This is a genomic window from Patescibacteria group bacterium, from assembly GCA_023380635.1.
GTDB lineage: Bacteria > Patescibacteriota > Microgenomatia > JAMCZE01 > JAMCZE01 > JAMCRP01.
Window position 1 is genome coordinate 512970 of record JAMCRP010000001.1, and the last position, 12916, is coordinate 525885.

General features: G+C 47.8%; 12 protein-coding genes. 8 read left to right on the forward strand and 4 right to left on the reverse strand.

All coding sequences use genetic code 11. The features are described 5' to 3' along the window. Positions 1-2 precede the first annotated feature (2 nt). From M1403_02950 to M1403_02960, 3 genes are all read right to left on the reverse strand, one after another. Positions 3-2441 carry a PBP1A family penicillin-binding protein gene (locus tag M1403_02950; GenBank protein MCL4397961.1) on the reverse strand — a complete coding sequence of 813 codons (2439 nt, stop codon included), beginning with the start codon at positions 2439-2441 and terminating at the stop codon, positions 3-5. A gap of 102 nt (positions 2442-2543) precedes the next feature. Beyond that, positions 2544-3059 carry a hypothetical protein gene (locus M1403_02955; GenBank protein ID MCL4397962.1) on the reverse strand — a complete coding sequence of 172 codons (516 nt, stop codon included), beginning with the start codon at positions 3057-3059 and terminating at the stop codon, positions 2544-2546. 49 nt (positions 3060-3108) lie between these two features. Further along, complete coding sequence (locus tag M1403_02960) at positions 3109-5322, reverse strand: transglycosylase domain-containing protein (protein MCL4397963.1); 2214 nt, start codon at positions 5320-5322, stop codon at positions 3109-3111. A gap of 40 nt (positions 5323-5362) precedes the next feature. Between M1403_02960 and M1403_02965 the strand changes: the two genes are divergently transcribed. The 5 genes from M1403_02965 (at position 5363) to M1403_02985 (ending at position 9703) form a co-directional block, all read left to right on the forward strand. Continuing rightward, on the forward strand, positions 5363-5920 hold the full coding sequence (locus M1403_02965) for an LOG family protein (protein MCL4397964.1): 558 nt from the start codon (positions 5363-5365) through the stop codon (positions 5918-5920). A 23-nt stretch (positions 5921-5943) separates the two neighbouring features. Then, entirely contained in the window at positions 5944-6612 is a 669-nt protein-coding gene (gene deoC, locus M1403_02970) for a deoxyribose-phosphate aldolase (protein MCL4397965.1), read from the forward strand. 14 nt (positions 6613-6626) lie between these two features. Further along, the gene (locus M1403_02975; protein ID MCL4397966.1) at positions 6627-7544 is read left to right on the forward strand and encodes a carbohydrate kinase family protein; all 918 of its coding nucleotides are present in this window, start codon (positions 6627-6629) and stop codon (positions 7542-7544) included. 73 nt (positions 7545-7617) lie between these two features. Beyond that, positions 7618-8481, forward strand: coding sequence for a class II fructose-bisphosphate aldolase (locus M1403_02980; GenBank protein MCL4397967.1), 864 nt, complete (start codon positions 7618-7620; stop codon positions 8479-8481). Positions 8482-8764: 283 nt separating this feature from the next. Continuing rightward, a complete protein-coding gene (locus M1403_02985; protein ID MCL4397968.1) occupies positions 8765-9703 on the forward strand; it encodes a D-glycerate dehydrogenase in 939 nt (312 codons plus the stop codon). Between the two features lie 253 nt (positions 9704-9956). Here M1403_02985 and M1403_02990 read toward each other — a convergent pair whose 3' ends face one another. Next, positions 9957-10166, reverse strand: coding sequence for a hypothetical protein (locus tag M1403_02990; protein ID MCL4397969.1), 210 nt, complete (start codon positions 10164-10166; stop codon positions 9957-9959). A gap of 34 nt (positions 10167-10200) precedes the next feature. On the opposite strand from M1403_02990, the gene pgk reads away from it, so the two are divergent. The 3 genes from pgk (at position 10201) to M1403_03005 (ending at position 12913) form a co-directional block, all read left to right on the forward strand. Further along, on the forward strand, positions 10201-11205 hold the full coding sequence (pgk, locus tag M1403_02995; GenBank protein ID MCL4397970.1) for a phosphoglycerate kinase: 1005 nt from the start codon (positions 10201-10203) through the stop codon (positions 11203-11205). Next, positions 11186-12226, forward strand: a complete 1041-nt coding sequence (gene gap, locus M1403_03000; protein ID MCL4397971.1) for a type I glyceraldehyde-3-phosphate dehydrogenase — start codon at positions 11186-11188, stop codon at positions 12224-12226. The genes pgk and gap overlap by 20 nt, the downstream gene beginning before the upstream one ends. A 183-nt stretch (positions 12227-12409) precedes the next feature. Continuing rightward, entirely contained in the window at positions 12410-12913 is a 504-nt protein-coding gene (locus M1403_03005; protein MCL4397972.1) for a DUF5667 domain-containing protein, read from the forward strand. Positions 12914-12916: the final 3 nt, after the last annotated feature.

Consider the following 12916-nt stretch of genomic DNA (forward strand, 5'->3'; position numbering starts at 1 on the left):
GTTTACGGCTGCTTATTATTTTCCGGAGGGTGCAGGATTTTGTCGACCTCTTCTTTGGTAAAGTTGCACGCGGTTTTAGGTTCAGTGCCCTTGATAAAGTATTCAGTCTTGGTCGGACAATTCTCGCAAGGCAACAAGCCATTCAGGCTGCAGACCTGGATCGGAATAATATTATCCGGGCGGGCCACGCCTTCATCAGGTTTGCCGGCGAGCAAATATTTCATGATCGGATTCCAGACAGCCGCCGCTCCGCTGTTGCCGGATTCGAGAGCCGCTCCCATGGGTGAATTATCGTTGTTACCTACCCAAACAGCAGCCAGTATACTGGGAGTGTAGCCAATCGTCCAGTTATCCCGTTTGTCTTCCGTTGTACCCGTTTTAACGCTGACCGTCCGGCCGGGGATAACCAGGTTGCTGTTGGGACCAAAAGTGGGTGTCCGGGCGGAATTATCGGCAAGAATGTCGCTAATGAGAAAGGCGGTTTGTGGCGAAATAACCTGAGTGCTTTGAGGAACGCTATTAAAGCCAAGATGATCTTCCAAAACTTTTCCCCGATAGTCCGTAATTTTTTCGATGGGGTTTAAATCCACTCTTTTCCCGCCGGTGGCAAAAGCGCTGTAGGCGGTAGCCAAATCCATCATTGTCACTTCGCCTCCACCCAGAGTTAATGACAGACCAAACCGGCTGCGGTCGGTCCAGGTGGTAATTCCCATCTTCTGGGCGAAATCAATAAAATTGCCCACGCCGTTTTTTTCCAGAACTCTGACCGCCGGGATATTGTAGGAGCTCGCCAGGGCGGTGCGCACCGAAACCCGACCATGGAACCGGTTGTCGTAATTTTGTGGGGCGTAATCCGGACCGCCGGCACTGCGATAGACTACCGGCGAATCGTCGAGAATGGTTGACGGGGTAATAAAGCCTTTTTCAAAGGCTAGGGCATAGTTTAGGGGTTTAATCGAGGAACCAGGGGAACGGGCGGCCAGAGTGACATTAACATTGCCGTCATGAGCGCTGTCAAAAAAATTGACCGAGCCGACCATGGCCAGAATTTCTCCGGTCGCCGGGTTAGTGACCAGAGCTGCTCCGTTACCGACATTTAAACTTTTTTGGGCGACGACGCCGTCAGAAATCATCTTGGTCACCTGTTCGTAAATACCATAATCCAAGCTGGTAGTAACTTCCAGTCCACCTTGTTCGACTGTCCGTGCCCCATATTTTTTGGTCAGATAATCGCGGACATACATGACAAAATGGGGGGCCTTAATGGCAGTTTCCGGGGGCGTAAAGTTAAGCGGTTGGGCTAAAGCGGCCACCAGCTGGTCGCCGTTAATGTAGCCCTGGGAAGCCATGTCTTCAAGGACTTGTCTTTGGCGTTCGCGGGAGAGTTCCGGTCTGGTGCCAAAAGGCGAATAGGTCGTCGGGGCGGAAGTCAGTCCGGCCAAAAGTGCCGCCTCGCCCAGCGTTAAATCTTTGGCGTGTTTGCCGAAATAGGTTTGGGCGGCGGCATCAATGCCGTAAGCCGCGCCGCCATAAGGAATCTGGTTAAGGTACATGGTTAAAATCTGGTCTTTGGAATAAAGCCGCTCTGCCCAGAAAGACAAAATTAATTCTTTAATTTTTCGCGACCAAGTCTTTTCCGGGGAAAGCAAAGCGGAGCGGATCAGCTGTTGGGTAATGGTGGAACCGCCCTGGACAATTTCTCCCTGGGAATTGGCAAACGCCGCCCGGGTAATGCCCGCCAGGTCAAAGCCCCAGTGGTGGTAAAAATTTTTGTCTTCAATCGCAATGGCAGCCTCCGGGACATATTTTGGCAAGTCGGAGAGGGCAATCATGTTGCGGTTTTCCCCGGAATAAATTTGGTAAAGTAGGACGCCGTTTCGGTCATAAATTTTTGTCGAGACAGGAATGTCCCGGGCTGATAACAACTCTGGGTTAGGCAACTGGTCCAGTTCAAACTTGGCCCAGACGGGAATGAAAATAAAAAAAACGGCCAGGACCGCTCCAATTCCCAGGTAAGCCATTTTTTGCGGTAACCTCACGGAGCGGAAGCGAAAATTAATATAGAACCAGTTTGTCAGCCGGCGGATTTTGGTTTTTATCCGAGGTTTTTTGAAGCGGGGCAGGGGCAATTTGGGCCAGGAAAATTCCGGCCAGTAAATTTTTGGCAGCGATTTTTGTGGAGGTTCAGGTAGTTCGGGAAACCGGAAATTTTTGGCTAAAGTGACGATCGGAGACAAAAACCAGAAGAGGGTTTTAATTAAACCTTCAAACAGGAAAACGATTTTCTGGCATAGTTTGATAGTTTCGTTGCCGAGCCAATAGATGGTCCAAACGAGAATTTTAATGGCGAACAAAACAGGAGTTCCGATGGCACTTAAAGTTTGCCCGGTTATTTTTAATAATTCTAGAAGCCAGTTTTTAGCATAATAATGGGAAGACATTCCACACTTAACAAAAACGGATCCCGAAGTTTGCTTCCCAAAGCTAGCCTGATTATTAACAAACTTTTTCCGTTTGGCAATAGGGAAAAAGTAAGAAGTTTGTTAAGTGGTGGGGAGACGGATAGCGTCGAGAATCTGGGGACTGGGGACACAGTAAGCCATGAGTAAAAATGCTTCCTGATACTGGTAAAGTTTTTCCCGGCCCTTCTCGGCTTCCAGACTTTCGGGGTCCCGATAGGTTAATTCAAAATTATTTCCACGGCCAAAGTGTAAGGGTAACGGTTTAGGGTTTTCTTTCCAGTCCCGCGGAAGCAAACAAACGGAACAGCGGGTGTTAGGCTGACCGGGATAAGGATCAAAAGAAATATGAATAATTTCGTTCTTAACGAAAGGCTGCGGACACCGAACTACCTGATAGTTATTCAGCGGACCCTGATTTGTTTTAGCTACCACCAGGGTAGTTTCTTTATTCTGATCAATTTCAAAAAGTAAAGCGGTCAAGTTAAAACCCGGCCGGGTGATAGTAATTTGGCCCAAAATGTCAGTGCAACTATCTTGCTGGATTGGGTGGAGAGAGGGTGGGGCGACACGAGACAGCCCTTGCGTTTCGGTAATCATTGCTATAAAGCCACATTAACAGAAGCTAGCGGTTCTGGCAAGAATTAGATTACATAGCGCAGTCGGCGCAGTAGTTTTTCTGGAAGGGGTCGGAAATAACCAGGTGATCTTCTTCTGTCAGTTGATCCGGGGTAGGTTTGTCATTTGGTCCCGGGACTTTGTGGCTATCTTTGTAAACCAGAACTTTCTGTTTTTGGCCCCAGACGGAATCCTTTTGGGTGGGCACAAAAGCCTTAATAAAATATTCGCCGCGCTGGGGACAATCGTGATCGGGTAGCAAACCGGACAAACTGCAGACCTGGGCAAAGACAATGCCGTCGGGTTTAACCGGCCATTCGGCGGGTTTGCCCTTTAGAACATAGCCGAAAATATCATGCCAGATGGGAGCGGCGCCAGTGTCGCCGGATTCGAGATAGGGTGACATCGGCGAATTGTCATTATTGCCGACCCAGACCGCAACTAAGTAACTTGGAGTATAACCAATGGTCCAATTATCCCGTTTGTCTTCGGTCGTACCCGTTTTAACGGAAACGGTTTCCCCGGGAATATTTAAGATGCTGCCGGCACCGAAAGTGGTGGCCCGGGCACTGTCATCTAAGAGGATATGAGAAATAAGATAAGTTACTTCCGAAGGTAAAACCCAGTGGCCATGCGGCACCCAGGGAGCGGAACCGTCCCAAGAAGGTTGGGTGGTCTCGGTAGTAAAATGAGTGTTGTCTTCCAAAACTCGGCCGGTAGCGTCTTCAACCTTTAAAATTGGAGTTAAATCCTGTCGCCGTCCGGCGTTAGCAAACACGCCGTAAGCCACGGCCATGTCGACCATTTTTACTTCGCCGCCACCAAGAGTCAGGGAGTAACCATAGCGGCTGGGGTCATCATTAAAAGTGGTGATTCCCATGGCGGAGGCGGTGGCGATAAAGTCCGGAACAGTATTTAAAGCCAGTTCTTTTACGGCCGGGATATTAAAGGAATTGCCCAAAGCAAACCGGGTTTGGACCACACCGTGGAATTTGCCGTCATAATTTCCCGGACAATAACTTTTGCCGTTAAACGGCGGAAAACAAAACGGAGCGTCGATCCAGGCGGTGGCTGGGGTGGTAGTGCCTTTCAAAAAACCCAGAGCGTAATTTAAGGGTTTAATAGAAGAGCCCGGGGACCGATTAGCCAAAGTAACATTAACCTTGCCGGAATCGGAGGCGAAATAATCTTTGGAGCCGATCATAGCCAAAATTTCCCCAGTGCTCGGTCTAGTGACCAGAGCTGCCCCGTTGCCGACATTTAAACTGGCTTGTTTAGCCACATCCGCGGATAAAGAAGCCTGAACGGCGTCTTGAAGATCTAAGTCCAGACTGGTCGTCACTTTTAGTCCGCCGTTTTCGACCAGGGTTTCGCCGTATTTTTGCACCAGCAGCTCTTTAACATAGGCGACAAAATGCGGGGCTTTAATCCCGGCAGAAACAGAGGCCATGTGGAGATTTTCATTTTCCGCAGTTTGGAGCTGGGCGTTGGAAATATAACCATCTTCAGCCATGCGCTGCAAAACCTGGTGTTGGCGGACAACACTGCGACTTGGATCGGTTCCAAAGGGGGAATAATAAGTGGGAGCCTGAGGTAATCCGGCCAAAAGTGCAGCTTGGGCCAGATCCAGATCTTTGGCGTGTTTGTTAAAATAAATTTCGGCGGCCTCCTCAATGCCGTAAGCCGTGCCGCCATATGGTACCCGGTTAAGGTACATCGTTAAAATTTGGTCTTTGGTGTAAATTTTTTCTGTCCAGAAGGCCAAAGCCACCTCTCTAATTTTGCGCGTTATCGTGCGTTCAGGGGTTAATAAACTCATTTTAACCAGTTGTTGGGTGATTGTTGAGCCGCCCTCCAGTTGACTGCCGGTCAACATGTCTTTAATGGCCCGTAAAATTCCGCCGGCAAAATTAATCCCACCGTGTTTGTAAAAATCCTTGTCTTCAATAGAAATTGTAGCTTCCTTAACTACCTGGGGAATATCTGAGGAGGGAATGACTGTTCGGTTCTCAGAGACATAAATGTTGTAAAGCAGTTTGCCGTTACGATCTAAAATCTTGGTAGTCTGGGGGACCGGCCGGTCGGTTAGGGCTGTAGGTCCGGGAAGGTCTTTGAGGGTTGCCACCAGAGTAATAAGTAGGGCAATTGCCCCGACAGAAACCAAAGCCAAAAGATAAGGAATAAAGGAACGAAAGTCTTTCGGAGGAAAATGGAAACGGACAAAAAGTTTCCTGATTTTCTGCACGGCTTGATTGTACCACGGACTTTGGGTTATTCTAAATTCAATGAAGATTAATAATATCGCCTTTTTGGGGTTTGCCGAGTGTAAACCGGAAAGTGACGAGTATAAAGAAGCTTTCGAAACGGCTAAACTTCTGGCGCAGGCGGGTTATACCATTATCGACGGCGGGGGACCGGGGATCATGCGGGCGGCTACCGAAGGGGCCCATGCCGGCGGGGGAAAAGCCATTGGCATTACTTATTATCCGGAAAGCAAGGAGCCAAACTTTGAAGGCCGGGACCCGGAAAATAAATTTGATGAAGAAATTATTGCCGACACCTATGTTGAACGGACGCTGCGAATTATGAACATGGCGGATGTCTATCTCATATTTAATGGCGGGACAGGAACGATTTCGGAGTTTGGCATGGCTTGGGGCTTAGCCCGGATTCATTTCGGCCACCACCGGCCTCTGATTTTGTTTGGCAATTTCTGGCACCAAATTATTGAAGCTTTCGGCAAGGGCATGCATCTGCGGCCGGAAGAACTTCAGGTTTACCACATCGTGACCACTCCCGAAGAGGCGTTGATTAAGATTAAAGCGCTGGAAGCCGGCACGTAATTTTTAATTTGAAATTTCAAATTGTGGATATTGCTAAATATCTCGACTTAGCTAATCATCATCCCAACTCTACTGAGGCGGATATTAAAAACATCTGCGACAAGGTAAAAGAATACGGCTTTAATTCCGCTTTTGTAAATCCGTTCTATATTCAGTACGCGAAAAGTTTTGGAGTAAAGGTCGGAACGGTAATCTCCTTCCCGTTGGGTCAGGAAACTCTATCCGTAAAAAGTGGCTGCGCGGAAAGCTACGCCTCGCTGGGGGCTGACGAGCTGGATGTTTCCTTAAATGTTGGGTACATCAAGTCGGGAAAATATACCGAGAGTTTGGTGGAAATGAAAGCGGTGGTGGAAGCAGCCAGAAGGATTAATCCTAAGATAATCATTAAATTTATTCCGGAAACCGGTTATTTAACCCCCGATGAGATTAAGCAGACGGCAGAAATCATGGCCGATTCTGGCGCGGATTTTTTCAAAACCTGTTCGGGGCTGGGGCCGCGGGGAGCTACCGTCGAAGATATCAAACTAGTTCGCGAAGCCATTGGTAAGAAGCTAAAGATAAAAGTGGCCGGTGGCATTGAAACTTTTACCCAGGCAAAATCCTTTATCGATGCCGGAGCGGACCGCATTGGAACTTCTCATGCGGTGGAAATTACGACTAAGTCCGCCGCTACAAAATTCTCCGGAGAGTAGTGTAATATGAATATATGCTGCCCGAGTTTGTTTGCGTGGGGGACGCGACCCGCGATTTTTTCATTTTTCCTGAAAGCCTGACCGTAACCAACGGCAAACTGGAGCTGGAATACGGGGCCAAAATTCCGGTTTCCGACATTGCCTGGTCGCTGGGCGGCAACGCGGCCAATGTTTCCGTGGGACTGTCCCGGCTGGGAATAAACGCTGCCTTGGTAACCATCTTTGGCGATGACGACCGGGGAGTCTGGATTAAACGGGAACTAATGAAAAATAATGTCGTTTTAGACTATTCTGTAATTGATCCGGCGCGCCAGTCCAATCTATCGACGGTGATCGTGGTCGGCGGCGACCGGACAATTTTAAGCTATCACGCTCCAACAACTCAAAAAATCGCTAAAATCCCTGAAACTAAGTGGCTGTATCTGACCTCGTCTGCCGGAAAAAGTTCCGACGAAACCTTTGCGGCGATAGAAACTTTCCTGACTGCCCGCGGCCAATCGGGCGGTCTCTGCCCCAAAATTGCCTTTAACCCCAATATGCAGGATTTAAAGAAGGGCCGGGAATATCTCCAATCGATTTTAGCAGTGACCGAAGTTTTAATCCTTAATAAGGAAGAGCTGGAAACTTTAATCGGGGAAGTGACAGAAGAAAAGATGCGGGAACTAGGACCAAAAATAATTGCCGTGACTGACGGACCCAACGGGGCCGGAATTTTTGATGGCCAAAAGTATTGGCAAAAACCTTCTGTCGGCGGTAAAGCAGTTGAAGCCACCGGAGCCGGAGATGCCTTTAGCAGCGGCTTTCTGGCCGCGCTGTATTACGGTAAAAATCTGGAAGAGGCCCTCGATTGGGGACTGCGAAATTCAGGTTCTGTTATTAAGAGGGTTGGAGCCATAGAAGGTCTCCTGGATAAAAATGCTATCTCAATTTGAAATTTGAATTTTTCAATTTGAATTTAATTTCAAATTTTAAATTTCAAAATGAAAATTGGAGTTGAAAAAGAAAATGGAAAATCAGTTAAAAGCTTTCCTAGACAAAGCAAATAGGGAAAAGTTTGCTATTGGCGCTTTTAATTTGGATAGCCTAGAGACTTTAAAAGCCCTAGCAGCAGCGGCGAAAAAAATGCGGGCGCCAGTTTTGGCGGAAGTGTCGCCGGGAGAAGTGGATTATATTGGTATCCGGAATTTAGCAGCTTTAATCGATAATACGAGACGCGAGTTTGGGATACCGCTTTTTCTCAATCTCGATCATGCGGAAGATACCGACAAGATAGAAGAAGCTTTAAATTTCGGTTTTGACCTGGTTCATTATGACGGCTCAAAGTTGTCGTTTGAGAAGAATTTGCATAACGCGATTCCGGTAGTCAAAGCCGCCCACGAAAAAGGAATTTTAGTCGAGGGAGAGTTTGATCATTTTCCCGGGAGTAGTGAACTGCATGAAGAGACTTCTACGGACTCAGAGCAGATTCTCACCGACCCCGAAATGGCCAGAGCCTTTGTAAAAGAAACGAGAATAGATATTTTGGCCGTTTTTGTCGGGAATAAGCACGGGGTCTATACCGACGGCAGCGAGCGGATTAATTTAGAGCATTTAAAAAAACTGCGGGAGATTTTACCTGATACCTGGTTTTCGCTGCACGGCGGATCGGGGATACCAGCCGAAGATATCAGGGAAGCGATAAAGTACGGCATCGTTAAGGTGAACATTAATACCGAACTGCGCCTGGCCTGGCGGGAAAGTTTGGAAGTAACCCTTGGTGATAACCGCCATGAAGCTGCCTGGTACAAACTGACCGAAAAACCAATTGCTGAAGTAGAAAGGGTCATCGAAGAGAAGATCAAGGTTTTCTCCGGTTCTAGTTCAGATTGATTTCGTGATATATCTGCGGTTGACAGTCACTTCTTTTTTCTAATGGAACAAGAAGATTACTACTGGACAGGTCGGCTATAAGTGCCAGGGTGAAGCATTCGCTGAAACTGATTCTGGATTGGATTGCCAGATAGAGCCGTTCGGCCCGAAGTTTATGTCTTTCGTGGGGTGTTTGGCCCGACCGGCGGCGGAAATTAAAGGATTCGTAAAATTCGTCCATGTTATCCGGATCATACAAAGAAACGAGTTGAAAAAGAAGCCGGTAAATGACACTATTAATTAGATGAAAGTTGTAATTACTCACCATATTCCCGGACCGGCGGAAGAAATGCTAAAGAAGGCCGGATACGAAGTGGCTGTCGGGTCAGACATGACCGGGGCGGACGCGCTCCTGACTTTACTTACCGATAAAATTGACGGGGCAGTGATGGATGCGGTAGGGGAGCAGCTAAAAATTATTGCCAATTATGCGGTCGGCTACGACAATATTGATCTGGAAGCGGCCACGCAGAGAAATATCTTTGTTACCAACACTCCGGGGGGTTTTGAAAGATCAGTGGCGGAACATACAATGCTTTTGCTTTTGGCGGTGGCCCGGAAACTTATTCCGGCGGACCGGTTTTTGCGCAATAACGAGTACGAGCGCTGGGACCCGAATTTATTTTTAGGAGACGAACTGTACGGGAAAACTTTGGGCATAGTCGGGTTGGGTCGAATCGGATCATGTGTTGCCAAAATTGCCGCGGCGGGGTTCGGAATGAAAATTTTATACCATTGTCACACTCCCAATCCTGACCTGGAAAAAGAGCTGGGGGCGACACATTACCTTAATTTGCTGGAAATGCTGCCTTTATGCGACGCGGTTTCTTTGCATGTGCCTCTGACTCCGGAAACGAAGCATTGCATCGGGCAAAAAGAGCTGTCCAGTATGAAAAAAACGGCCTATTTAATTAATACTGCCCGGGGAGCAGTGGTGGACGAAATGGCTCTGGCAAAAGCCCTACAGGAAAATTGGATCGCCGGGGCGGGGTTGGATGTGTTTGAAGATGAAACCAAAACTGTCACGGAGTCAGAAAGTATTCTCTATAAACTAGATAATGTCGTCTTAACGCCGCACATCGCCTCAGCGACGATAGCCGCGAGAAACGAAATGAGCCGAATTGCTGCGGAAAATATTCTTACGGCTTTGTCCGGTCAGACGCCGAAGGATTTGGTGAAGTAGTTACTGCTCGTTGTTCGAAAGGACAATGGCCCGAGCGGGTACAAACGCAAAACCTCTGGCCGGTTTTGACGAAGCCCCGGGAAAACTGATAGCCGCCTTCTGTAAAAATGGCCACTGAAACTCTCTGGCCTGCCATTGTCGGGTCCTGACAAGTTGTTTTGTCCGGCAGCCGCTTGTTTTTCCTTTCCGGCATCTGGCTATTTTCCCCCATTTTTCCGGAAAGTCAATTTGGCTAATCGTCGAAATAATCGAGCTAAGATTTAGGGGCTGGATTAGGGGAGGGAATTTCGTTGATTGAAACCCGGCGAAAGTAGACAAAAGCGGATTTTTTGCCGTGGTCCGGGCAGACGGCTATTAAATCGTTTTCGGGGGGTAAGCGCCGGGAAGCAGTCACCACCCGGCGAAAATAATGGGGCCCTTCCGGACATTCATTAGTAATCACAAATAAGCGTTTTTCGGTCATAGGCAGCTTTCTTGGCAAATGCTACACTAAATTGATGATGAAACTGTTAACAATTGATCAGGAAGAAGTGAAGGAGAAGCGGGTGCTGGTAAGGGGAGATATTGACGTTCCGCTTCAAATTCCAAGCTCCAAATCCCAAATTCCAATAATCACTGACGACACACGACTGCAAGCGATGAAACCGATGCTGGAATACCTTATTAAAAACGAGGCTTCGGAAATAATTCTTTGCGGACATATAGGCAGGCCGGAAGGGAAAGTGAGGCCGGAGTTGTCAACTAAACCCGTACAAGAATGGATAAGCGGGAAAGTGGGTAAGCAGGTAAGGGTTTTAGAAAACTTAAGGTTCGACCCGAGAGAAGAGGCCAATGATGAAAGTTTCGCGCGCGAATTGGCCGCAATGGCGGATATTTATATTAATGAAGCTTTTGCCGCTTGCGAGAGAGAACACGCGTCTATCGTCGGAGTACCGAAGCTGCTCCCGCATTACGCTGGATTTAGGTTAGCGGAAGAGGTAGAAAAATTAAGCAGGGTAATGGATAACCCGGAGAGACCAATGCTGGTAATTATCGGCGGAGCGAAGTTGGAAACAAAACTGCCGGTCATTACAAAAATGGTGCAAGCGGCTGATGAGATAGTTGTGGGAGGGAAATTGTTGGGGGAGATAAAGGACAAAGGATCCGGAACAAAGATCCACTACCTTGAATTGACTGACGGCGGGAAAGATGTCACACTGGAATCAATCGACGCTAATAAAGAGGCGATTGCCGACGCAGCGACCATTGTCTGGAACGGGCCGATGGGAGTAGTGGAGGACTACACCTTTCAAGTTGGCACTAGGAGAATCGCCGAATTGGTCGCCAGCAATCAAAAGGCGAATAAGATTATCGGTGGCGGGGATACAATTGGATTTGTGAATAAGTTGGGGTTATTAGATAAGTTTCAGTGGGTGAGCACGGGCGGAGGGAGCATGCTGAAATTTTTAGCCGGGGAAAAACTACCCGGCATTGAAGCACTTTATGATCAGACTGGCAATTAACGGTTACGGGCGGATTGGCCGGGTGGCTCATCGGGTGATTTTGGAAAGATTTTCCGACCAGATAGAGATTGCCGCGATTAACGGTGGCGCTTCCACGGATACGGTTGGCTGGGCCTACCTTCTGAAATATGACACGGCGTACGGGATTTTGAATAATCATCTGGTTGCCGGCGAGCCGGGAAAACTGGTCGTTGACGGAAGAGACATTCCTTTTTTAACGGAAAAGGATCCGGCCAAATTGCCCTGGAAAGATCTTAATATCGATGTAGTGCTCGAATGCACCGGTCAATTTACTACGGCGGAAAAAATTAAACCCCATCTGGATGCCGGAGCCAAAAAAGTAGTTTTGTCCGCGCCGGCTAAAGACAGCACCATTAAAACTTTTGTTCTGGATGTCAATTTGGATCCCGGAGTCAAAACAATGTCCGGAGCTTCAAACTTACCTGCCGATCAAGTAATTTCTAACGCTTCCTGCACGACCAACTGCATTTCCCCGGTGGCTCAGATTATGGTCGAGAAATTTGGCGTTAATAAGGCCATGATGACCACCATGCACGCCTACACTTCCGACCAAAGGCTTCAGGATGGGGGCCACAAAGATTACCGCCGGGCGCGGGCAGCCGGCCAAAACATTATCCCAACCACGACCGGAGCCGCCATTGCCGCCACCGAAACCGTGCCGGAATTAAAAGGTCTGTTTACCGGGGTTGCCATAAGAGTTCCGGTGATCGTGGGGTCGCTTTCCGATTTTACTTTTCATTTAAAGCGGACTACGACCGTCGAAGAAGTAAACGGTGTTTTGAAAACAGCGGCTGAAAGCCCGCGGTACAAAAATGTCCTGGAAGTATCCAGCGACCCCCTGGTTTCCTCGGATATCGTCGGCAATCCGCACTCGGCTATAGTCGATTTGTCATTGACTCAGGTTGCCGGCGGGGATTTAGTTAAGGTTTTTGCCTGGTATGATAACGAATGGGGTTATGCAAACAGATTGGTCGAAGAAGCGATATTAGTCGGGAGCTAATTATTTTTTCTTTTTTTCAACTTTGGCTTCGTCTTCATCGGGGATTTGAGTCAGAATCAGAAATAAAATTATGCCGGCAAAGACCGAGGTTCCAATGATAAAAACATTAACTGGAATGGCGTCAATTAACCACATATCTACTTGCAATTGTAGGCGGAAAGTCGGAAGATATTCAAGAGGGAGATGAAAAAAGTTAGTCTCTTTGTTCTGGTTCTATTCTTTCTGAGTCTGTCCTTTTCCAAATCAATTTTGGCGGCCGGAGTGGAGTACAACCTGCCTTACCCGGGGATTTTGCCGGATAGCCCGCTTTATATTTTCAAAGTAGCCCGGGATAATCTTTTCGAGTTGATTTTGCTGGACCCAAAACAAAAAGCCTTTTATCTGCTTCTTATGGCGGACAAACGGTTGTCAGCCGGATTTATTCTGATTAATAACGGCAAAACTGATTTGGGAGTGACCACAATTACTCAGGGGCAGCAGGATTACACTCGGGCCGTGGACTTGGCGGTTAAAAATAAAGACGCAAATCTGCTGTCGAAACTGGCCGTGGCCGGAGCCAAACACGAGGAAGTGATTACTCTTTTACAGCCAAAAGTTACTGATAATAAAAGTGCCGAATTGCAAAAAGCTCTCGACGCCGACCAAAATGACAAAAACCGAGTACTGGAGTTATCGATGACGAAGTAAAAT

Coding starts and splice junctions, on each gene's coding strand:
- M1403_02950 (MCL4397961.1), bottom strand. CDS start 2,441: ATGTCTTCCCATTATTATGCTAAAAACTGGCTTCTAGAATTATTAAAA.
- M1403_02955 (MCL4397962.1), bottom strand. CDS start 3,059: ATGATTACCGAAACGCAAGGGCTGTCTCGTGTCGCCCCACCCTCTCTC.
- M1403_02965 (MCL4397964.1), top strand. CDS start 5,363: ATGAAGATTAATAATATCGCCTTTTTGGGGTTTGCCGAGTGTAAACCG.
- M1403_02975 (MCL4397966.1), top strand. CDS start 6,627: ATGCTGCCCGAGTTTGTTTGCGTGGGGGACGCGACCCGCGATTTTTTC.
- M1403_02980 (MCL4397967.1), top strand. CDS start 7,618: ATGGAAAATCAGTTAAAAGCTTTCCTAGACAAAGCAAATAGGGAAAAG.
- M1403_02985 (MCL4397968.1), top strand. CDS start 8,765: ATGAAAGTTGTAATTACTCACCATATTCCCGGACCGGCGGAAGAAATG.
- M1403_02990 (MCL4397969.1), bottom strand. CDS start 10,166: ATGACCGAAAAACGCTTATTTGTGATTACTAATGAATGTCCGGAAGGG.
- pgk (MCL4397970.1), top strand. CDS start 10,201: ATGATGAAACTGTTAACAATTGATCAGGAAGAAGTGAAGGAGAAGCGG.
- gap (MCL4397971.1), top strand. CDS start 11,186: ATGATCAGACTGGCAATTAACGGTTACGGGCGGATTGGCCGGGTGGCT.
- M1403_03005 (MCL4397972.1), top strand. CDS start 12,410: ATGAAAAAAGTTAGTCTCTTTGTTCTGGTTCTATTCTTTCTGAGTCTG.